Genomic DNA, 22010 nt, shown 5'->3' with positions numbered 1-22010 from the left:
CCCTGTGACGAGCCGCCCCCGGGCCGGGTTCCTCAGTAACGGCGAAGGTTTCGGTCCATTCGTCGATCTGCTCGGCGAGGACGGCGGTGACCAGGCGAAGGGCGGCGGCGTTCCAGCAGCCATCCGTACCGCGGTCGCCGACCTCATGCCCGAACACGCCCCCGCCGACCGCGAGGACGCCCCTGCCCCGGAGCTGCCGGTCGGTCTTATGCTCCACACCACCCGCACGGCCACTTAAACCACCTCGACCAGCGACCACCTCGACAACCCGCCGTACACCACGTCCGTGGACGTGACCCCCCGTTCTCCGGCGCGGCGCGTTCGAGTTTCCGGGGTGGGTGTAGGAAGCGGGTGTAGTCCGGCACGTCTGCTCACGAAGTGCGCGTAGTCGAGCACTCCCACCGCTCAGCAGCTCTTCCTAGTTCAGCACACTGGGGTCCTCGGCCCGGAGCAACTGCTGGGCAACGAGCTCGGAGCGGGTCAGCTCGAGCAATCGCCCCATCCAGTTCCGCCCTCGACCGTCGGAGACATCTCTCCAGAAGGGTGAGTCCGAGAAGCCGGTGTAGCTGATCCTTGCGTCCCCGGTGGACACGAGGACCTGGGCGAGCTCAGGGTGCTGAGTGAACTTCGCGCGAAGGAGCTCGGCCATGACCGCGAGCCGAACGTTGGGCCAGTCACTCCGGTGCGTTGCCCGGCCACCCAGGTCATGCGCCTCTCTGCCGGAGGCCGCATCCCGGATTCTGCTTCGGTCAGAAGCGTCGGCCGCCGACAGCGCCCAGTACCCATGCAGTACGGACGCATAGGACTCGCCGGCGAACACGATCTGCGCAGGGAAGTCGTTGCGGAGCGTGAACAGACCCGGCTGCTCAGGCCACCCTTGTGGGTAGACGGTTTCGCGCGATATAAGAGCTGGTCCGCATGGTTCTGAAGGATCGTCGGCACGCTGGATGGCTCGCCGCTCCTGCTCGCTCTGGACTCCCTGATCTCCGCGGCTGAAGTAGTCCAGGACGTCCTGATGCATCTCCGCCGTCACTACCGGGCCATCGCCGTCGACGGCCTCACCAATGTTCGTGAGCAGGATCCGCAAGGGACGGTCCTGGCGGTCCATATCCCCGAGGACATAGATCCGAAGATGCGGCGGAACCGCCAGATATGCCGCTCGGAGGAGTGCTCGGTTGGACTCGGCTGGCTCCTGCTGAAAGTGTCGGATCGCATCCCAGCAACGTTGCGCGGCAGTTGGTCGCTCATTGAGTGCTTCGATGCGGTCAGCGACTTCCAGAAGAAATCCCTCTGGTGTCAGCGGTTCGCCACGACGAGAGGCCCACTTAGATGGTTCGTCGGGAAGCGGTGGAGCCTCGGGGTTGGTCACCGCCAATCGGCCTCTTGCCAGCATCTTCACGAGGCCGGCCAGGTCCGTACGTTCTCCGCAGATGATCGCTCCGTCCGCGAAGACGACCAAGTCGTCGAGGTAGTACGCACTGTCTGGTCGATACCGCCGCCAGACGTGGCACCAGGCCCCATCGATCCTCTCTCCATCCACCATCCGATATGTCGGTCCCCGCCAAGTCATGGGCGCACGCTATCGTCTGCGAGACGATCATGGGAGTGACAAGGAAGTCCCAGGTCGCTGCTTCTTGCCCGGCCGGGGGCTGAGGTGAACGTTCGAGGAGGGCCGGAGTGGTGCGAGCGTCCTTGGCGAAATGCTCTGCCAGCGGGGATGAATCGCAGCCGCCGTTGTCCGCCTGGGGTGCGATGAATGCGATCTCTCGGTTTCGTGTCAGTGAATGGTGTGACAGTGGCGGGTTCCCCGTGTGTTGCCTGGACGTACTGGTCAGTGAGTCATATGTCGGGCTCGCCGGACGTGCTGCTGCCACTGTCATGAGATGAGAGATCGGGGGTGTCGGTACTGTCACCGGGCTGTATAGGCGCAGGTCGCGTACTGACACGAAATCGAGAGATGGCAGCACCGCCTCGGGTGCTGCTGAAAAATAGATCGTCAGGGCGGGCCAAGCCTCCTACCGTTCCGCCATGCAGATCGTTGTGACGCTGGACTGTGTCGACACTGAAGCGCAAGCGAACTTCTGGCTCGCCGCGCTCGCCCCGCTGGACTACCGGCGCGGCTTCCATGGACCTCCCTATCTGAGCCTGGTCGGGCCCGCTCCTGCGCCAACCCTTCTCCTGCAGCACGTCCCAGAACCAAAGCAGGGCAAGAACCGCATGCACCTTGACCTCGACTTTGGCACCGCAGACCTGGCGCCCGAGGTCAATCGCCTCGAACGGCTCGGCGCTGCGAGGCTCTCTGAAGAACTCAGCGAACACGGCTTTCGCTGGATCGTCGTTGCCGACCCGGAGGGCAACGAGTTCTGCGTATTCAATCCCCCGAACAGCACCAACGTTGCGGAGTAGTTACGAGGTCGGGCTGAGGTTCCACCATGGCCTGGGAAGCCGCCTGCGGCGGCTTCCCAGGCCGAAGCCTGTTCATCCGTCGATTACCGACCCTTGCAGAGTCGCCTGGGCCTTCAGCACCGCTGTCCCACCTTTCCAGACACTCATTCAGGGCATTCGCCGATGAGTGGCCCTCCAGCCGTTCACCGGGCCATGGGTGACTCGTGGCCACGGGTCTGGGATTTCGGGCTGCGGCCGGGGTTCGGCTCAGGTGGGGCGGGGCCAGTGGGCCAAGGCGCCGCGCCGGGGGGCGTGTCGTGTGGCCTGGTCCACCGTGTCGTGGAACGCGTAGACCTTGCGCAGGTCGCAGATCTTGAAGACCTTGAGGATCCGGTCGTTGGTGCAGGTGAGATGCAGGGAGCCCTCGTGGTCACGGATGCGTTTGGTGATCGCCACGATCATGCCCAGTCCCATGGAGTCCAGGAACGGTGCGGGGCACAGGTCCAGGGCGAATTGGCGGTGGCCCCCGTCGAGGAGTGTGATGACCGCTGCCCGGATCTTGGGCGCGGTGTGGACGTCGACCTCCCCGTTGACCTCGACGACGGTCCAGCCATTCGCCGGGTAGTAGACGAGGTCCAGGCGTTCGTCGTGGACGATGCTGGTCCGCATTGCCCGCTCCTCTCCGCCCAGTGGTAGCCCGGCCGCGCGCCTGTCGCCGGCCAACCGCCCGGCGACGATCGGCCAGATGTCTCCATGGTGCGCCTGGCGAGGGGCGGCGGGACAGGGGGCGCGAGAAGTACAAGGTAATCGCGACTGACGAGTGCCCCGTCAACCCGCCCTGGCCCTTCATGCCCAGTCGTATCCGAGTTCAGCGAGGGCGGCGAGCTGGTCCTCGGTGAGTCGGTCGCGCCGACTTTTTTGGTTGGTGAGGAAGATGCCGAGTCGTACGGTTGTCCCGTCCGGGAGCTCTTCAACGTGCTGCCTTCCGACGACGGTCTTCTCCTCGCGCTGGATGTACTGGGCGAGGGCTGTGACGCCCCGTGTGAAGGCGTCGGAGCCCTTCGTTGCCCCAGGCTTTGCGTTGGTTCGCGCCGGGGTCTTCTGGGGTCGTGCAGCCGGTTTCACCCCCAGTGCGCCCAGGCGTCGTTGCTGCTCGGTGTTGAGGTGTGTCCAGTCTCGGATCTGCCGTGCGAGCCAGCGTCCGATGTCGTCTCCGTGGTGGGTGACGCCGGGCGTGATCTCGTCCAGTGTTCCGCCGCCTGCGAGGAGCGCGGTCAGACCAACCCAGTGGCGTTGCCAGTCGACGGTCCATCCCAGCACACTGGGGTTCCAGTCCGGATCGATCGCGGCGAGCTGCTTGGCACGCCGCTGCGCACGCTCGGGGTCTTTCCCGAGTCCGTCGACCCGCCGCAAATTGGTGAGCCATTGCCCGACCGGCCTGTCCAGAGTGGTGGCGTGGCGGGGAGCGGCCAGTGTGCCGGCTTCGGCGTAGTAGGCGCGGGCCGCAGCGAGGTTTTCGGCGAATGCCGTGTCGGCGGTGTCCCAGATCATGCCGAGCTCGTCGAGCTCTTCGGCCCGGGTGCTGGGCATGGTCCCGGCCCGGTAGGACCGCCGTTGGTCGGAGAGCCACCGGCCGAGCGGGTAGGCGCCCTCGGCGTGTTCGTAGGGCACGTCCAGGGAGCCCTCCCGTTCGAAGTACTGTCGGGCGGTGTTGTAGCCGCGGGTCCAGTCCTGGCGTTCGGTGTCGAGGATCTGGAATTTGACCCATTTCGCGATCATGACGGGATCCCTGGGGGCGGCGAACCGGAGCAGCAGCCGTGACTCCTCCTCGCCCTCCTCTGGCTCCGGACCGATGGTTTGCGACGGATCAACGGCCTGCTTCTGGTTCTCCTGCGGAATGGCGAGCATCTCGATGGCACGTTCATCGTGCGCCCGGAGCCCTTCAAGGACCTTTACCAAGGGGCGATACGAGGAGGAGGTGAACATGTCTTCCGGCTGCTCACCTTGTGCCAGGAAAACGGGCACGATCAGTGTTGCAATCTTGCCCTGCCCGGGTTTCTGGCGCAGTGCCCGGCCGATGGCCTGAACGATATCGACCGCGGACCCCTTGGGGTCCAACAGGGCCACACTGTCCACCGCTCGAATATCCACACCCTCGTTCAGAACACGACAATTCGAAAGGACCGCACGCCCTGCCCTGCGCCCGAAATCAGCGAGCACGGAGCGCCTGTGGTCCATCTCGTGCTCGCCGCTCAGCCAGTCGGCCCACACCTTCTCCGGATACCTATCGGGGTCGGATGTGTGCAGGCGCTGCGCGACCCGGGGGAGCCCTTTCGCGAAGGCGGAAGCCTCTATGGTCCGGTGATGGAAGGTGATGGTGGTCTGCAGCTGGTGCACCGCCATCGTTTCCAGGAGCGCGGCCTGCAGCGCCCCCATCCGCTCACCCCGCAGCTGCTCCTCGCGTTTTTCGTCGCCGGCGAGGCGGGTTGGGGTGACGACGGGGTCGGTCATGTCCGCACCCAGTGATCATGTGTGTGTTGTAGCTGTCTGAGCTGGAGTGTTCAGATAGCTGGTTGTCGTGAGGGGGCTCCGTGCTGATGGCTGGTTGTGGCAGTGGATGGCAGTGTGTGGGTTTGACGTGGTGTTTTTGATCGCTCGTGATGAATGTTCAGGTATTTTGGTTGCTGTTCACTTTGAATGGGTCGCTGCTGGGGTGCTCGTTCGTGGGGTTGAGGCTGATGGCGGTCAGGAGTGTGCGTTGGTCGGGGTGGAGTGTGTGCCAGTTCGTGTGCTGAGTGGTGAGCCAGCGGCGTTGGCTTGCTGACGGGCGCTGGTCTTCGGCGAGGGTGGAGCGGAGACCGGTGTAGGTGTGCTGCCAGCTGATTCTCCAGGGCGGGTTCCACCAGGGGTCGAGTGCTGCGAGTGCGTGTTCGTGAGGCCAGGGTTGGCCGGTGCGGCGTACGTGGGCGTTGGCGCGTTTGCGTTGCTCGTACAGCCACCAGCCCAGGGGGAATCCGTTGTGTTCGGTGTCGTAGTGGGCGGTGCCGAGGCCGTCATGGGTGTGTGCGTAGGAGCGGGCGTAGGGCAGCCCGCCGTCGATGGATGACGAGACGGTGGTGGGGCGTGGGCGGCTGGCGCCGGCTCGGGGGCGCCTGCGTGTTTCCTGCTGGGGCCGGGCGGCGTGCGCGTCCTTCGAGGTGATGCCGAGGTGGGTGAGGAGTTGTTGTTGGCCTGGGTGGAGGTCGTCGTAGTTGATGCATTGGGTGAGCAGCCATCTGGTGGCGTCTGGGGGGAGGCCGGGGAAACCTGCCGCCGTGTTCAGGGTGCGGCCGCGGTTCTCGGCTTTGACGGTGTGGTAGGCGGTTTGCCATGGCAGGCCCCAGGGCGGGTTCCACCAGGGGTCAATGGTGTTGAGGGCGTCGGCGCGGTTGCGGGGGAGTCTGCCGTCGGTGGCTCGCTTGCGTTTGTCGGCGAGCCATGTTCCGAGCTGGTAGCCGTTGTGGCTCTCGCTTCTGGGTACGGCGAGGTGGCCGTACCGGGCTGCGTAGGAGCGGGCGTGGTCCAGGCCGGTGTCGAATGAGGCTTGCTGGGTGACGCGGCGGGGCCGTGCGGTGCGGGCGTCGGCGGCGGTGATGCCGAGCTGTGCCAGCTTGTGCTGTTGCCCGGGGTGGAGGTGTGGGTGATCGACGCATTGGGCGTAGAGCCATTGCCCGGTCCAGTCGGGGGTGCCGGGGAATCCTTGCTTGGGGAGGAGGTCGAGGCCGTCTTCGACGAGTTTGCGGGCGGCTCGGTGGTTGATCTGCCAGTCCGCGTTCCACGGTGGGTTCCACCACGGGTCGATGGCGGCCAGGAGCGGGTCGGCTGGATAGGGTGAGGTGAACTTGGAGTTGTGGAGGTTGGCCTGTCGCCGTTGGCGGCTCAGCCAGGTGCCGATGGGGAAGTCCTCGTGCCGGTCGGATGGCGATGTGTTGAGGTCGCCGTGGAGGGCCGCGTAGGAGCGGGCGAAGTAGAGTCCCGTTTCCAGCGACGGGCTCTCGGTGGCGGGGTTGGGCCGGGCGGCAGCGGCAGCCTGCTCGGTCAGGCCGATGCCCCTGTCAGTAGACCCAGGAAGTTATTTATCGACAGCTCCCTGGGTAATGGACCGCCTGCCGAAGCGGCCTGGTGTTTGACTTCCGTTGGTGCGTGTTCCGGAGTGGGTCTTGGCTTCCTGCTTCGGGTCCTTACGACTCCACCTGTTCGAACGCCACAATCTGCGCCACCGGATCGGTTGGCACCGGGGCTCCGTCTTCGTCAATAAGGAGCCCTGCCTCCCGCGCCGAATCCCCCGACTGTACGCTCGGGAATTCACGTTTCATCGTCACGGCGTATCCGCGGGGTCCGGTCACGCGAACTGTGATGGAAAAAGAAATCGACCTTCGCGATGGGTTGGGGATGTGGATTGCGGTGTAGACGCCGAGTTCGTTCGGAGTCAGCAGGATCTCGATGTCACCGAACTTGTAGGCCTTTGTGTCTCCTTGTTGCTTCGGCGCGGCTACAGGCATTGTCGCCACAGGTCCAGGAGCGTCAGAAGAGGATGCGGCGTCGGTCGGCGTCTGTTCAGCCTGCGACTCTGCGGTGGGGCTGGCCGATTCGACGGGGGGCGTCGTGACGGCGGGTGCCGCTGGCGAGCCGGCGTCCCCCTGCTTCCCGCTGCATCCCGAGAGAGCCAGAGCTGCCACCGCGACAACGGCGACAGCTACTGGAAAACGGTGTGCTCGGGTCATGGTTAGTTGCAGGCCCCGATGGTCTGGGTGTTGTCCACAACGACCGTGCCGCTCGAGTTCTTCATGTAGGAGTAGACCGTGCCGCAGTACCCGCGCTTCTGGTAGACCGGACCGGCGTAGGAGCTATAGGTGCCGAAGTCCTCGGCCGCAGGATCCGCGGTGTAATTGGAACGCAGACGCACGCCCATGGACCGGCTGGCGCCGGTGTCATTGAAGAAGACGGCACAGATCGGCTTGTCGTAGTACCCGGAGCCCGAAGTACCGTTGGTCCAGGTGTAAGTGGTTCCGTAGGTGCTGTAGCGCCAAGCACCGGTAGAGATGGTGTAGCCGGAGCCACACACATTGGCAGTGGCGGCCGCAGCGACGGAGTTGGCCTCGATGAGACGTCTCGTCTCTGCCGATGCCTCCTTATCCACCTTGATGCCCTTGATTTCTACGGTCGCGATAGGCGCGTTCTCCTTGACGGGGCGCTCGGCTGCCGATGCAGCCGGCACGGCCGTCATGAGGCCCAACATCACGGTGGCGGCAATGCCCACACGTATCGTGGCAGTCTTCATTCGGGTTCCTTTCGTGGCATAGGCATGCCAGTCTTAGTAAATGTGTGTGCAATGGCCTGGTGGCCAAGGAAGGGTCACGCCACAACTGAACGTGCTGTCGTGATCCCTGATTCAGGGGAATTCCCTGAGTGTCACAACGCGCTAGCCGGCATTTTGTGAACTGGAACCAACTCGCGTGCCTGTCTCCCCCTCGCACATTAATTGCCGCGCCCGCGAAAAGACACCAAGCGGGAACCTCGACTCGCGGCTATTGGAGCATAGATCAACAGCACAGGTCGCGATAAGGGATCCTGGCCTACGGAAATCCCGATCGAGACATGCACGTCACTGCGTGTCATCGAAGGTGCCCAACTTGTCTCAGATTGCCGAAATTCTCAGCAAGCGGCCCATTCTCTAAGCGGGCAGGCGATTCTCGGCCCCCTCGCTCGCGCACGCACCATCCATGGGGCAGGACTGCGGACTCGAGTCCCCGCGGATCGCAGGGCTTTGGGTACAAGCTGAAGCCATTGACAGAATCGCGGGATCCGGCCAAAGTGCCCAGGGTGAAGAGGTGTGAGTTTGGATCACAGACATCACGTGGGGTGACTCTCTCGGAAATGTGATGTCACTCACACGGCCGAATGGTCGATTCCTGCTTCGGCGTGTGAGGCCCTTCTGTTCAGGTACTCCGACACAGCCTGCCCAATTTTGCATCTCTATCACGTGTCGTTTCCTGACATCGATGTTTTATGATGATGGGCCGTCAGTTTGTGGGCGCCGGGGCGCCGGGTTCCACGGCTCCGGCAAGGTGGTTCAGTGCGTTGGGACGGTGGAGTCCGCTGGCCATCCGGGGTCCGGCAGGACGTGTAACTGGTTGACCACACTGATGATGAGGGCGGTCCAGGGACAGGATCCGGCGAATCGGAGGTGGCGTTGTCGGGCTTTGGTGACTACCTCACTAAATGCCGAGCCGCCACGAGGGTTAGGGACCAAGGTGAACGGGAGCGGGGAGGCTCTTTTTAGGCTGTTCGTGGGGAAGTTCTCGGGGCGGCGCACCTCTCTGGCGCTGCGGTTCGTGTTCCTGATCGGCGTCGTGGGCTTGTTGTTGCTGATCGGGTTGCCGCCGGTGAAGGCGTAGCGGTTGCCGATGGAGGGGTCACTGCTCAGACCCATGTCGGCCAGGGCCCCGTTGTACATGTCCCGGCTGGTGAAGCGGTTCAGCCCCGGGCCGTAGTCGCGGAAGCCCATGTCGTACGCGCCGGATCCGGCGTCCCACCGCTTGGCGTTGTATCGGTAGGAGTTGTACTCCTCCTTGGTCGGATCGGCGGCGTCCGGCTTGTCGATGCCGGTGCGAATTACCTTGTTGATGGCTGGAATTGATCTACCGGCAGAACCCCGACCACCATGCATTTGATCGTGATCCCACCGTGGCATGCCCTTCTGGAGGCGCAAGCGCAATAAATGTGATGGACGTGTAAATGGCTGGTTTCCTGTCCTGTGTAGTTAAGGGCTGTCCCGTAATCCCTGGCGGGCGCACGACGACAGCTGCGGCACCTCGCTGCGTTGTCGGAACGCCCGAATACACCCAGTATGAGGACGCCACTCCGCCTTGCGATGCACCACATCTGACGCCGCGCGCTGCTCCACCAGGGATTACGGGACAGCTTTTAGGCTGCGAGTTGCTTAGAGGTCGTTTCTTATGGTGTGATCGTTCGTTGAGTAGTGCATGACGGATCTGGTTGAGCGGTTGGTACCAGATGAGTTGTGGGTGCTGTTCCGGCGGGTGGTGCCGCCCACGGAAGTGAGGCGCCCGCAGGGCGGTGGCCGGCGCCGGGCCGGTGACCGCGAGACTCTGGCCGCGATCATCTTCGTGGCCACCTCGGGTTGTACGTGGCGGCAGCTGCCGCCGGTCTTCGGTCCGGCCTGGCAGACGGTCTACCGAAGGTTCGCCCGGTGGAGCCGGGACCGGGTCTGGGCCCGGCTCCACCGCGTCGTCCTGGACGAACTCGGCGCCCGGGGTGAACTGGACTGGTCGCGGTGCGCGATCGACTCCGTCAGTGTCCGGGCAACAAAAGGGGGCTGCTGACCGGACCGAATCCGACCGACCGTGGCAAGTTGGGATCGAAGATCCACCTGATCACCGACCGGAACGGGCTGCCGCTGTCGCTTGGTATCTCTGGCGCCAACATGCACGACAGTCAGGGCCTTGAGCCGCTCGTGCGCGGCATCCCGCCCGTCCGCTCCCGCCGCGGACCCCGTCGCAGGCGACCGGCGAAGCTGCACGCGGACAAGGGCTACGACTACGATTACCTGCGACGATGGCTCCGCAAGCGCGGCATTCGCCACCGCATCGCCCGCAAGGGCATCGAGTCCTCCACCCGCCTCGGCCGCCACCGCTGGGTCGTCGAACGAACCGTTTCCTGGCTCGCCGGCTGCCGACGCCTGCACCGCCGATACGAACGCAAACCCGAGCACTTCCTTGCCTTCGTCGGCATCGCCGCAGCCCTCATCTGCCACCGCCGCCTGTCGCGCGCTACTACTTCTACTTCGTCTGCCGTGCCCCCTGACGCCCAAGGATCTGCGACAGCCCTACCAGAACAAGACCACCCAGCATGAGCGACATATTGGCCTCGAAAGGCATGACGCGCGCGGCCGCGACCCCTGCTGCCAGCAGCATTACGCCAGCGCCCCAGACACCGGGTCGTCCCACACTGTTGCGAAGCCAGGGCACGGCGACCCGGCCAGTTACCAAGGTCACCATCCCCACCACACCAAGCGTCAGAGCCATCACCATGCTGACGATCAGAAAGAACATGGACATCTGCCCCCTTGAGCACTTCTGCGGTGATGATCTCAGGAACCTCGGCGCGCCACGATGCCTGAACCCGGCAACGTGGACTCGTTCTCCTTGCCACAACACCGCCAGAGACTGTGACCGCCGAGCACCATAAGAAACGATGTCTTAGCGCGTGAAGGTGGAGTGACGAGATCTGCATGCCCTGACGAGTCTCCGCGTCAGCTCTCTGGCGGCTCCTGGTGGGGGAACTGGCTGGTGCAGGTCGCGCGGCCGAAAGCGCCAGTGGCGGTGGCACTTTGGATGTGCTGTCCGCGGATGGCGAGGGTGCAGCGGGCCTGTCCGCCCTGCTGGGTGAGGACGATGTTGACGATTGGATCCTGGTCGAGCGGGACGTCCACGGTCGTGCGCCACGGCAGCGTGGCTGCCTTGGCCACGGTGGCCTTCCCTGAAGTCTGGAGGGCCTGGTAGGTGATGTCGGCGATACCTTCGCCGGTCACCTCGTAGGTCACGGGAGCGGCGGGGACGCGATGTTCGGCTGTGTCGTCGCTCTTACTGGTGTCGAGGACGCCGTAGAGGATGAGCCCGGCGCAGGCTGCCAGCATCGCACCGCCCACGACGAGCGCGCCGCGCAGGGAATGCCGGTCGGCGGACGCGGACGCGGCGTCGCTCGGCGACGTGCTGCCGGCCCCGGATGCGGTCGCGGCAGTCCCGGAGCCGGTATCGGACCTCTTGGCGGCGGGTTCCTCAGCAACCTCCTCGGAAATCGGCTGGTCCGTCGTGGATTTCGGGGGTGTGATGCCCATCGTTTTCCTCTCGCACATGCCATTTCGCTGTTGCGTGAGCCGGGCGTTTATACACGGCGCCGAGAGCGCTTGTCCAGCGAACGGAAATAACGGACATTCGATCGCTCTGTTCGGCATCAAGTGTCAATAAAGGGAGTCAAGTGACCGTAATGTTCGGTTGCTTGACATTAACTCTCCGAAGCAGCTAGAAAACCCGGCGCCGTTGCGCATGACCGCCCGTCAGTGCTGGTGGTGTGCGTTCTCGGCGGCAATTTTCGGACGCGATGTATGAGGAAGGTTTGGCGTGAAACCCAGATTGGGCAGGCTCATTGCGTGCCTGGTGGTCTCCGCGGTGGCGAGTACCGCGTTGCCCCAGGTCGCCTATGCCGCGACCGCCTCGAACGGTGACGACAAGGGGTTCGTCGACTCCGTCAAGGGCTGGTTTGCGGATGATAGCAAGCACGGGGACAAGCCCTCGTCGCATGACGAGTTAGGTATAGCGGATCGTCAGAAGTTACCTCGGGGCAAGAATGCTCCGAAGGCGAAGCGAGTCAGAGAGCTTGCGGGTAAGCGCACGCCGAACGCCCGCTTCTGGCAGATGTCAGACGGCCGGATCCAGGCGGAGGTGTCTGCGGCCCCGACCTCGTACCGCGACAGGGCGTCGAAGTCGTGGAAGACCATCGACACCCAGGTGAGGGCGACAGGGGCAAAGGGCTTCGATTTCGCCAACACCACGAATTCCGGCCAGAGTTTCTTCGGTTCCGACGCAACTCGGCTGGTGTCGTTGGCGACGGCGGGCGGCGGTCAGTCGGTCACGTTCGGTCTGGAGGGTGCGGGCAGCAAGCTGAAGCCCGCTGCCGAGGGCAACACCGTCACCTACCGGGACGTGGTCGCGGGGGCGGACCTGTCCTATGAGGTTGGTCCGGGCCGGGTGAAGGAGAACATTCTCCTGGCGAAGCGACCTGACGGGCCGGTGTCGTTCACGTTCCGCCTGGAGGCGAAGGGGCTGACACCGAAGGCAGGCAGGGACGGCTCGATCGCCTTCTACGGCGAGAGCGGGAATCCCGCCGTGGTGATCCCGCCCGCATTCATGACCGACGCCAGGAAGTCCGGCCCCTCGCCGTACGGGGTGATCTACAGCTCCGAGGTGGAGCAGAAGCTGTCGCGGGACGGCAAGGGCTGGCGCCTGACGGTCACGCCGAACGCGAAGTGGCTGGCTTCGAAGCAGCGGCAGTATCCGGTCACGATCGACCCGACGCTGGTGCTGGCGCCGACGCCGGCGCAGTCGCAGGACACGATGGTGCTGGCCTCGTCCCCGGCCGACAACTACGAGGGCAGCTGGCGGCTTTCGGCGGGTCTGGACTCCGCGGGAAGCGCCGCCCGCGCGCTGGTCAGGTTCGGGCTGTCGAATGTGCCTGCCAACACCCAGCTGGACGATGCGCGGCTGCAGCTCTACTACGACCAAACCCACACCTACGTGGCCAAGGACAAGCCGGTCACGCTGGGCGCCTACCGGGCCACAGGCGCGTGGACGGCGGACAAGGCGACCTGGAACAACACCAGCAACCTGGTGGGTGAGCTGTCCGGTTCGACGACCCTGGTGGACAACGGCGAGACCGGGAAGACAGCGGCGGTGGGTGCCTGGCCCGCCTCAGGGAACACGGACTACACGCAGTATGCCGTCAACAAGAACTACGTCTACAACAAGGACACGGTGCCCGGTGACACGTACACCTGGCAGCCGTTGATCCCGGAGGACGGCACCTACCAGGTCGACGCGCACTCGATCCCGGCCTTCGACCGGTCCACGGCTGCCCCGTACACGGTGACGTACGACGGAGGCACCAAGTCGTTCACGGCGGACCAGCAGTCCGGCACGGGCGGGGTGTGGAAGCCGCTGGGTGCTTTGCCGTTCAAGGCAGGCACCGCGGGCAAGGTCGTACTCGGCGACGGCCCCGCCTCCGCTTCGACCGCGGTGATCGCGGACGCGGTGCGGTTCTCGAAGGCCGGCACCGTCCAGATGCCGTACGCCACATACAACAAGTGGCACTCGTTCTCGGTGAAGGACACCGTGCAGTCCTGGCTGGACGGCAAGAGCGAGAACAACGGCTTCATCATCAAGGCGACCGACGAGAGCACCACCGCCCCGCGTGGCGGACCGCGCTACGAGGCCTCCGCGTTCGCCTACGACGGCGAATCCGTGAACTACCCCAAACTCGTCCTCACCTACGGCACTCCCGGTGTGAACCTGGATGCTCCGACGACGATCCACGACACCGGCGCGGACCTGAACTGGTCCGCTTACACGAACACGTCCGGTAGTTCCAACCAGGACATCGTCGAGTACCAGGTGCACCGCAGTGTGTACCAGACGTTCACTCCGTCGGCTTCCACGCTGGTGGCGCCCGTCGACAAGGGCACCACGAAGTACACGGACACCACGGCAATACCGACCGCGGCGGACAGCTCGGATCCTTCCGGGCGGGCCTACTACTACATGATCGCGGTCAAGACCCGTGACGGGAAGATCGTCTCGGCGCCGACGCAGCTGGTGCGGCTACCCAAGGCCGGGCGCACCACCAAGGTCATCGACGCCTTGCAGGACACCACCCTGTCCTCCCAGGAGCCGACCACACCGCATGACACCATCACCGATGGCCTGCCGCAGAACTGGCTCACGGTCGGCAACAACTCCACGGCCTACGGCAAGACCCGTGCCCTGCTCAAGTTCCCGGCCCTCGACATTCCCTCATCGGCACGGGTCCTGGACGCACAGGTACGTCTGTGGGGCACCCAGACCACCTTCAGCAACAACGCCGCGATCTATGAAATGCGGCCCCTGACACGAGACTTCGACCAGGCAACCGCTACCTGGATCAAGTCCGATGCGACCACCGCCTGGACCACCGCCGGTGGCGACTACGCCAGCACGGTTGCCTCCACCGTCGGCGCGATGAGTAACGACCCGTCCCGCCATGACTGGAACGTGACCTCGTTGGCGCAGGGCTGGGTGAACACACCCGGATCCAACCAGGCCGTGCTGATCAAGATGCAGGACGAGGCCGCACAGCAGGAGCGGACGATCTTCTTGTCCTCCGAGGCCGCCGAGAAGCGGTTGCGGCCGAGGATGGTCCTCACCTACATCAACTCCACCACCGAGTCGACGTACTACGCTCCGCAGACTCCGGCGAGGATGACCCCGAACTCCACCTACATGGTGGACTTCACCATCACCAACACCACCAACACGACGTGGGCCGCGGGTGAGCGCCAGCTGTCCTACACGTGGAAGCTGCCCGACGGCACGGATGTCACCAATGGTGGCAACCAGCTGACCACGGCTATTCCGGAGCTTCTTCCGGGGCAGTCGGCGACGATCAAGGCGCAGGTCAAGACGCCGATCAACTCCGACTCCGGCAACAAGCGCACCGACTACGTGCTGGGCTGGGATGTCCGGAAGGTCTCCGACGGCAGCTGGCTGTCCGCGGGCACGGGCGGCATACCCGCCTTGAAACAGAACGTCGCGGTCGAAGACCCCACCTCCAACACCCTTGGCCTGGAGAAGTTCTACTCCTACACCGGCAAGAACACCGGCGCCGGCACCACGGTCATGAACAACCTCGCCACCGGCAACACCGTGTGGTCCTACAACGCGTTCACCAACCCCGGACGCGGCCTGACCACCTTCACCCGCTTCGCCTACAACTCCCTCGACACCAGCGACACCGTCCTCGGAGCCGGCTGGTCCGGCCAGGCAGCAGGCCCCATCCGGATGGGCGCACCACTGGAGTTCCACCCCAAGCCGAACCCCACCGAGATCCGCCTCCCGGACGGCGACGGCACCACCCACATCTTCCGCTGGGACGCCACCAACAAGGTATGGAAAGCCCCAGCTGGCGTCCACTACCAGCTGACGGCGAAACCCAACCAGGAATGCACCCCGGACAAGGACCCGGCCGCGGACGCCTGGACACTGCTACGCCCGGACGGCACCCGCTTCTTCTTCGGCTGCGACGGATACCTGACCTCGGTGGTCGACAAGAACGGCAACACGCAGACGTACACCTACGAGGAGCGCCAGTCCAACAACAAGCCGACGAAGTTCCTGAAGTACATTACCGACCCGGCGGGGCGTCAGTCGCTGACGGTGGAGTACTACGGCAAGGGCGACACCTCGTACGAGTACATCGACGACGCGGGTAACAAGGTCAGCGGCACCGGCAAGCTGAACAACTCCAAGATCTACGACCACATCAAGTCCATCACGGACGTCTCAGCGTCGGTCACAGGCCTGCCGGTGCGTAAGATCTCGTTCTATTACACGGACAAGGGCCTGCTCGGGCAATTCACCGATGGTGACGGCTCCACGCAGCCGAAGGTCTTCAGGTTCACCTACGACGCCACCCAGGGCAACAAGAACGTCAAGCTGGTCACGGCCACCGATCCGCGCGGGCACGCCACCAAGCTGACGTACAACGAGCCCAAGGCGGGCGATGACCCGACCTACCACTGGTGGACCAAGACCATCACCGACCGCCTCGGCGGTGAGACCGGCTTCACCTACGCGGCCGATACGGGGAACGCGAAGTTCCTGGACACCACGGTCACCGACGCCCAGTCGCACGCCACGAAGTATGTGACCGACGACTACGCCCGCCCGGTGCAGACCACCAACGCCAAGTCCCAGACCACGAAAATGAGCTGGGATGCGGACAACAACGTCACCTACCTGGAGGAGGCCAACGGCGCCAAGACCGCGTACTGCTACGACCAGAAGACCGGCTACCCGCTCTGGCAGCGTGACGCGGAGAACAATCAGGGTGGCGTGCCGGACCCGACGTCCTCCTGTGTGTCGGACGTGTCCAAGTGGCCAGCCGACGCGTCGAAGTACGAGTACCAGACGAGGGTGGACGGCTACGCGTCCGACCTCTTCCGCAAGACCTCGCCTGAGGGCCGGGCCTGGAAGTTCGGCTACGACAGCTTCGGCAACCTGAAGACAGTCACCGACCCCAAGGGCGTCGCTACCGGCAGCGGCTACACCACCAAGTACGAGTACAACTCCTACGGTCAGCTGACGAAGGCGACCGACGCCAACGGCAACCCGACCTCGTACGACGACTTCGGGCCCACCGGCTACCCGGCGAAGATCACGGACGCGCTGCAGAACTCGACGGACTTCGTCTACGACGAGCGCGGCCAGGTCACCCAGGTCAGCGACGCGCTGGGCAAGAAGACCACGCAGACGTACGACGTGTTCGGCCGTCCGCTGGTCAACACGGTGCCCAAGAAGCAGGGCGTCGTGATCACCGCTCCGGCACCGGAGTACGACGCCAACAACAACGTCACTAAGTCGACGGCGCCCAACGGCGCGGTCTCCACGGCGGTGTACGACGACGCGGACCAGATCACCTCTGCTACCGCGCCGAAGGACACCTCCACCTCGGACGAGCGGAGGACGACCTACGCCTACGACAGGGTCGGCAATCTGAAGAAGACCACCGAGCCCAAGGGCAACCTGGCCGACGCGGCGGCCGGTTCCTACACCACCACCAACGACTACGACGAGATCTACCAGTTGACGTCGGTGGTGAACGCGGACGGTGACAAGGTCTCTTACGCGTACGACAGTGTCGGCAACGCGATCAAGGTGGTGGACCCGAAGAAGAACGCCTCGGGCGACCCGAACGCGTACACCACCAAGACCGATTACGACCTCGACCACCGCGTCACGCAGGTCACCGACGCGGCGGGCAAGACGACGACGCAGTCCTACGACAAGGACTCGCTGGTCGTCTCAACGACGGACGCGGAGAAGAACACCACGCTCATCAGCTACGACGAGCGCGGCAAGCAGTCCGAGGTCAAGGTCCCCCACGAGGGCGCCTCGCCGATCACGTACCGTACGACGAAGTACGAGTACGACCAGGTCGGCAACACCACCAAGGTGTTCACCCCGCGGGCGGTGGCGGCCGATTCCACCACGGCGTTCACCGCGCGCACCGAGTACGACGCGCTCAACCGCCCGGTCAAGCAGTACCAGCCCTACGACCCGGCCGACTCCCGCTACAACAACCCCAACGTCTACACCCGCACCGAATACGACAAGGTGGGACGGGTCGAGAAGTCGTCGCTGCCGCCGTCGCAGGGCCAGACGGTCCGTAACGACACCAGCTACGACTACTTCGACAACGGCTGGGTCAAGTCGTCCACGGACCCGTGGGACATCGTCACCACCTACGACTACACCGAGCTGGGCCAGCAGGCGTCGCGCACGCTGACCGCGGCGGGTGGTGACACCTCGCGCACCATGGCCTGGTCCTACTACCCTGACGGCAAGCTCAAGTCCCGTACGGACGACGGCATTCCGGTCGGCAAGTCGGTGGTCCTGGTCGACAACTCTGACACCCAGAACACCGCCTCCACCGGCACCTGGACGAAGGGAGACCTCTCCGGCCAGCAGGGCTACGACCACCTCACCCACGCGGCCGGCACCGGCACGGACGCCTTCACCTGGACGCTCAACATCCCCAAGGACGGCACGTACACCGCGTACGTGAAGTTCCCCAAGATGACAGGCGCTGCGACGACGGCGAAGTACACGGTCACGCACGCCTCGGGCACGACGGACAAGACGCTCGACCAGAACACCGGCACTGGCACCTGGGTCCCGCTGGGCGCGTACACCTTCAAGCAGGGCAACGACGCGAAGCTGGAGTTGTTCCAGAATAGCGGCGGCGTCGTGGCCGCGGATGCGGTCAAGCTGGTCCGCGACACGAGCGGCGACCCGGTGGCCGACCAGAAGCGGTCCTTCACCTGCACCTACGACGTCAACGGCAACCTGACCTCGATCACCGACGGCACGTCAGGCGCCAAGGCTGACGCGTATGCGATCGGCTACACGGGCTTGAACCAGGTCCAGAAGGTGACCGAGTCGCTGGCCGGAGCGGAGAAGAAGGCCACGGCGTACACCTACGACGCCAATGGCCAGCCGGAGACGGTCACCCACCCCGACCAGTACTCCAAGTACACCTACGACCTGCGTGAACTGGTCAAGACGGTCTCAGTAGGCAAGTCCGAGAACGACACCGCCCCGAAGGTGACGTCGTACGCGTACACCGACCGTGGCCAGAAGCTGAAGGAGACCAAGGCCAACGGCAACACCGTCGACTACACGTACTACTTGGACGCCGCGCTGAAGTCGACGACGGAGAAGAAGGCCAACGGCCTCCTCGTCGCCTCGCACACCTACGCCTACGACCCGAACGGCAACAAGGCGCGGGACGTGGCGAGGAAGATGAACGCTGACGACCACTCGGCGTACCTCTCGTCGACTACGAACTACACCTACGACCCGGCCGACCGGCTGGCGGAGTCGGTGAAGACCGGCAACGGCGCCGGCACGGAGGCGTACGTCCATGACGGTAACGCCAACGTCATCAGTCAAACGGTCAAGGGCGCCACGACCGCCTACAACTACGACCGGAATCGCCTACTGTCCGCCAATACCGGTGGCACGACGGCGAACTACAACTACGACCCGTTCGGCCGCCAGGAGTCGGTTACCGCGGGCGGGAAGATCATCTCCCGGAGCGTGTACGACGGCTTCGACCACGTTGTGGAGTCCCAGAAGATGGACGACACGGGTGCGTTGAGGTCCACCAAGTACGCCTTCGACCCGCTGGACCGCACCGCGTCCAAGACCGCGGACGGCAAGACGACCGAATTCGATTACCTGGGCCTGTCCAGCGAGGTGCTGGACGAGAAGGTCAGCAGTGAGCTGACCAAGTCCTACCAGTACAGCCCGTGGGGCGAACGCTTGTCGCAGATCAAGCACAACAGCGACGGCACGACCGAGGACGGCTACTACGGCTACAACAGCCACACCGACGTCGAAACGCTGACCGACAAGAACGGCGACGTCAAGGCGACCTACGGCTACACCGCCTACGGCAACAACGACAACTCCGAATTCACCGGCATCGACAAGCCCGACGCCACTGACCCTGCCCAGGAGGAGTACAACCCCTACCGCTTCAATGCAAAGCGGTGGGACGCCCAGTCAGGCACCTACGACATGGGCTTCCGCGACTACGACCCGGGGCTCAACCGCTTCACCGGTCGGGATATGTACAACGGCGCCCTCGCCGACATGAACCTCGGCGCAGACCCCTACACCGGAAATCGCTATGCCTTTACCGGCGGGAACCCCACCACCAACTTCGAACTCGACGGACATATCGAGTGCCGAGGAACTGGTCTCACGACTGTCTGCGGCAAGGAATTGGTGGAGGCAACGTCAAAGCCTCTGACCGGGAATTTCTGGGACTTTCTGGCCGGAGCTTTGCGCACTGTCGCTGACATAGCGGACGGGGTGGATCAAACGGGGCCATTCTGTGGTCGCGATGTCAGTACGTGTAACAACTGGGGAGAGAAGTACGATGCGGGTGCTAAGAAGTTGGGCGCGAACCCGTCCACCGACCAGTACCATGTCGGCAACTTCCTCAGCGGTGTCCTGAGCCTCCTTGGGATGCGCAGGCCCGCAATCGCCGAGGAGGTCGGAGGCCGCACCTCGTGGGGCCCAGTTGCGGGCAAATCGCTCAATGGTGTCGAGTATTACACGCCCGAAACTCCGGCGCTCCAAGGCGTAATCAACCCTCAAGGGGGCGTAAGGCAATGCGGCCCGTGCGCCATGGCCGCAGATGCCGCCCTGGGAGGCAGCAAGGCAATCTCGGTTCCCGGCGGCCCGGCTCCGATGTACCGGGAGGAAATCGAGGCCGCCATGGGGGGCAAGTTCCGTCAGAGGAGCGGACTCACTGGCGTGGTCGGTGACTTGAAGCGATGGGGCCCGGGGTCCCGAGCCATCGTTGGTGGCTGGCCGGGTGGTGGCGGGGTCGGCCACTACTTCAACGTCATCAACAGGGATGGGATGATTGTGTTCATCGATGCCCAGAAGGGCCAGGCGTATCATCTGGGGCGATGGAAAGATTGGTATGTCATGCGGACGGACAATCTGTGAGGAGACCATGCTGACCAAAAGGGAGGCGCTGGAGCGCGCTAAGGATTTCCTGGCAGCTGAGAGCAGTTCGTGGGGAACACCTGTGGCTGTCCAGGAGGAAAAGGTCTTCCTTCGCGAGGGGCGACTGATCGCTCCCTTCAATAGCATCGCCTACATCGGCGGTCAGAAGCGCAAGGAGCTGGCTGGCAACATGCCAATCGAAGTCAATCTCGCGTCGGGAAAATGTCATTTCATTGACCTGGACGAGGTATTCGAGTACATGGATCTCGGGCTTCTCTGACCGAGTCCTGAACGGCACGGCGCGCCTGCGGATGGTCTCCCATCCGTGGGCGCGCTCCGTCGAACAAGAGGGGGAGTGGCGCTTTCGGGGGAGCTGTGTCCAAGCTGGACACTCGCACCAGCGATGCGGTTGAAATTACGTGAGCTGTAGGCCTTGTACGCGATGACATGGTCAGGTCTGCAGCGTGGTCGGCCCGGGCCTGTGCGCGATACGTGGATGCGTTCCAGCAGCGGCTCGGCGTAGACGCTGTCGTGGCGTTGACCGACGGTGAGCAGGATGGCGAGGGGGCGGCCGCGGCCGTCGGCGGCGAGGTGGAGCTTGGTGGTCAGGCCTCCGTGGCATCGGCCAGGGGCGTGATCGTCCGGTTCGTCCTGCCGATACTTCCCCCTTTTCGACCGGTGGCCGCCGCGTGCTGGTGAGCCCGGACGATGGTGGAGTTGATCTGCACCAGCCAGTCGATGTCACCGGCGGCATCCGCCTGGGCCTGGATCTGCTGAAGGGCGCGGGTGAACACACCGTCGAGGGCATAGCGGCGGAAGCGGGTGTACACCGTCTGCCACGGGCTGTAGCCTTCGGGCAGGTCATGCCAGGTGATCCCGGTACGGATCTTGTACACCATCCCGTTGATCACCCGGCGGTCGTCCACGCGTGGGCGCCCCATCCCGGAACCGGGCATCAGCGGAGCGAGTAATTCCCACTCTTCATTCGTCCGTTCATGTCGACGCACGACAACATGATCCCACCGACAAGATCACTTTGAAGACGGACCCTAGGCCGTTTCCTTCGGATTACCTACCGTCGGTACTGGTCACATCCGTGTACACGGGACTACGGTCAGAACTGCCGTCCGTGCTTTGACCGGAAGGCCACGTCTGGGCGCTGACCCTCACCACAGAACCTCCTAGCCAGGCAGCTCAGGTATGCGCAGGTCGTCGATCTGAAGTTCCCCCCGGGTCCTGGACAGCGGGTGTTTACGCTGCGGGGGTGAGGTCTTGCCTGAGCAAGGTTCTCGTTTCGAGTGGGGTGACGTACCCGTACTCGGGGTGTCTGCGGAGTCGGCTGCGGTTGTACTCGATCTCGATGTAGCGGAAGACGTCGGCCCGGGCGGCCTCGCGGGTCTCCCAGATGGTGGTTCCGATCTCCGCTTTGAGGACGGCGAACCAGCTTTCCGCAGCAGCGTTATCGTAACAAGAGCCGACACGTCCCATCGACTGTCGCATGCGCAACTTGCGTATCTCGGTGCGGAATTCATCACTCGTGTATTCGCTGCCGCGGTCGGTGTGCTGCATGATGCAGCCGTCCTCCAGACCACCGCGTCCGGCCGCCATCCGCAGGGCGGCGACCGGCAGCTCGGCACGGTGGTGGTCGGCCATCGCCCAGCCGATCACCTCCCGCGTCGCGAGATCGATGCAGGTCGCCAGATACAACTTCCCTTCCAGTGTGATGAGTTC

Annotated in this window: 14 protein-coding genes and 2 pseudogenes; 5 read left to right on the top strand and 11 right to left on the bottom strand. The window is 64.3% G+C overall.

All coding sequences use genetic code 11. The features are described 5' to 3' along the window. The first annotated feature begins 4 nt into the window (after window positions 1–4). Window positions 5–238, top strand: coding sequence for a hypothetical protein (locus ACNPQM_RS36445; RefSeq protein WP_358862001.1), 234 nt, complete (start codon window positions 5–7; stop codon window positions 236–238). A 180-nt stretch (window positions 239–418) separates the two neighbouring features. Here ACNPQM_RS36445 and ACNPQM_RS36440 read toward each other — a convergent pair whose 3' ends face one another. After that, complete coding sequence (locus ACNPQM_RS36440; protein WP_418087319.1) at window positions 419–1459, bottom strand: NADAR family protein; 1041 nt, start codon at window positions 1457–1459, stop codon at window positions 419–421. A 569-nt stretch (window positions 1460–2028) separates the two neighbouring features. Between ACNPQM_RS36440 and ACNPQM_RS36435 the strand changes: the two genes are divergently transcribed. Continuing rightward, on the top strand, window positions 2029–2406 hold the full coding sequence (locus ACNPQM_RS36435) for a VOC family protein (RefSeq protein ID WP_418087318.1): 378 nt from the start codon (window positions 2029–2031) through the stop codon (window positions 2404–2406). A 246-nt stretch (window positions 2407–2652) separates the two neighbouring features. Here the strand turns inward: ACNPQM_RS36435 and ACNPQM_RS36430 are convergent, their stop codons facing one another. The 6 genes and pseudogenes from ACNPQM_RS36430 to ACNPQM_RS36405 all read right to left on the bottom strand — a co-directional run. After that, a complete protein-coding gene (locus ACNPQM_RS36430) occupies window positions 2653–3054 on the bottom strand; it encodes an STAS domain-containing protein (RefSeq protein WP_418087317.1) in 402 nt (133 codons plus the stop codon). 177 nt (window positions 3055–3231) lie between these two features. Continuing rightward, the gene (locus tag ACNPQM_RS36425; protein ID WP_418087316.1) at window positions 3232–4896 is read right to left on the bottom strand and encodes a Helicase associated domain protein; all 1665 of its coding nucleotides are present in this window, start codon (window positions 4894–4896) and stop codon (window positions 3232–3234) included. 157 nt (window positions 4897–5053) lie between these two features. Further along, window positions 5054–6409: a helicase associated domain-containing protein gene (locus ACNPQM_RS36420; protein WP_418087332.1), complete on the bottom strand. Its 1356-nt coding sequence runs from the start codon at window positions 6407–6409 to the stop codon at window positions 5054–5056. Window positions 6410–6605: 196 nt separating this feature from the next. After that, the gene (locus tag ACNPQM_RS36415; RefSeq protein ID WP_418087315.1) at window positions 6606–6935 is read right to left on the bottom strand and encodes a hypothetical protein; all 330 of its coding nucleotides are present in this window, start codon (window positions 6933–6935) and stop codon (window positions 6606–6608) included. A gap of 215 nt (window positions 6936–7150) precedes the next feature. Continuing rightward, the gene (locus ACNPQM_RS36410; RefSeq protein ID WP_418087314.1) at window positions 7151–7705 is read right to left on the bottom strand and encodes a hypothetical protein; all 555 of its coding nucleotides are present in this window, start codon (window positions 7703–7705) and stop codon (window positions 7151–7153) included. 1086 nt (window positions 7706–8791) lie between these two features. Next, window positions 8792–9034 (bottom strand): annotated as a pseudogene (locus tag ACNPQM_RS36405) (RHS repeat-associated core domain-containing protein); the annotation flags it as partial. A gap of 376 nt (window positions 9035–9410) precedes the next feature. On the opposite strand from ACNPQM_RS36405, the pseudogene ACNPQM_RS36400 reads away from it, so the two are divergent. Then, window positions 9411–10213 (top strand): annotated as a pseudogene (locus tag ACNPQM_RS36400) (IS5 family transposase); the annotation flags it as partial. Between the two features lie 486 nt (window positions 10214–10699). On the opposite strand, the gene ACNPQM_RS36395 reads toward ACNPQM_RS36400, so the two are convergent. Next, window positions 10700–11284: a hypothetical protein gene (locus ACNPQM_RS36395; RefSeq protein WP_418087313.1), complete on the bottom strand. Its 585-nt coding sequence runs from the start codon at window positions 11282–11284 to the stop codon at window positions 10700–10702. Between the two features lie 1276 nt (window positions 11285–12560). Here ACNPQM_RS36395 and ACNPQM_RS36390 point away from each other — a divergent pair. Beyond that, complete coding sequence (locus ACNPQM_RS36390) at window positions 12561–20279, top strand: DNRLRE domain-containing protein (protein ID WP_418087331.1); 7719 nt, start codon at window positions 12561–12563, stop codon at window positions 20277–20279. A gap of 7 nt (window positions 20280–20286) precedes the next feature. Then, entirely contained in the window at window positions 20287–20559 is a 273-nt protein-coding gene (locus ACNPQM_RS36385; protein ID WP_418087312.1) for a hypothetical protein, read from the top strand. Here the strand turns inward: ACNPQM_RS36385 and ACNPQM_RS36380 are convergent. The 3 genes from ACNPQM_RS36380 to ACNPQM_RS36370 all read right to left on the bottom strand — a co-directional run. Further along, a complete protein-coding gene (locus ACNPQM_RS36380; protein ID WP_418087330.1) occupies window positions 20505–20888 on the bottom strand; it encodes a transposase in 384 nt (127 codons plus the stop codon). The two genes, ACNPQM_RS36385 and ACNPQM_RS36380, sit on opposite strands and share 55 nt — an antisense overlap. Next, the gene (locus tag ACNPQM_RS36375) at window positions 20885–21286 is read right to left on the bottom strand and encodes an IS5 family transposase (protein WP_418087311.1); all 402 of its coding nucleotides are present in this window, start codon (window positions 21284–21286) and stop codon (window positions 20885–20887) included. Before ACNPQM_RS36375 ends, ACNPQM_RS36380 begins: the two co-directional genes overlap by 4 nt. A gap of 244 nt (window positions 21287–21530) precedes the next feature. After that, window positions 21531–22010: transposase (locus ACNPQM_RS36370; RefSeq protein ID WP_418087310.1), on the bottom strand; the 480-nt coding region annotated here is incomplete at its 5' end.

Source organism: Streptomyces sp. NPDC056231, assembly GCF_048270745.1.
GTDB lineage: Bacteria > Actinomycetota > Actinomycetes > Streptomycetales > Streptomycetaceae > Streptomyces.
This window is presented reverse-complemented; position numbering and strand designations above follow the sequence as displayed.

What these genes read in the sequence shown, in the direction of transcription:
- ACNPQM_RS36435 (WP_418087318.1), top strand. Translation starts at nt 2,029, where the DNA reads ATGCAGATCGTTGTGACGCTGGACTGTGTCGACACTGAAGCGCAAGCG.
- ACNPQM_RS36430 (WP_418087317.1), bottom strand. Translation starts at nt 3,054, where the DNA reads ATGCGGACCAGCATCGTCCACGACGAACGCCTGGACCTCGTCTACTAC.
- ACNPQM_RS36425 (WP_418087316.1), bottom strand. Translation starts at nt 4,896, where the DNA reads ATGACCGACCCCGTCGTCACCCCAACCCGCCTCGCCGGCGACGAAAAA.
- ACNPQM_RS36410 (WP_418087314.1), bottom strand. Translation starts at nt 7,705, where the DNA reads ATGAAGACTGCCACGATACGTGTGGGCATTGCCGCCACCGTGATGTTG.
- ACNPQM_RS36395 (WP_418087313.1), bottom strand. Translation starts at nt 11,284, where the DNA reads ATGGGCATCACACCCCCGAAATCCACGACGGACCAGCCGATTTCCGAG.
- ACNPQM_RS36390 (WP_418087331.1), top strand. Translation starts at nt 12,561, where the DNA reads ATGGTGCTGGCCTCGTCCCCGGCCGACAACTACGAGGGCAGCTGGCGG.
- ACNPQM_RS36385 (WP_418087312.1), top strand. Translation starts at nt 20,287, where the DNA reads ATGCTGACCAAAAGGGAGGCGCTGGAGCGCGCTAAGGATTTCCTGGCA.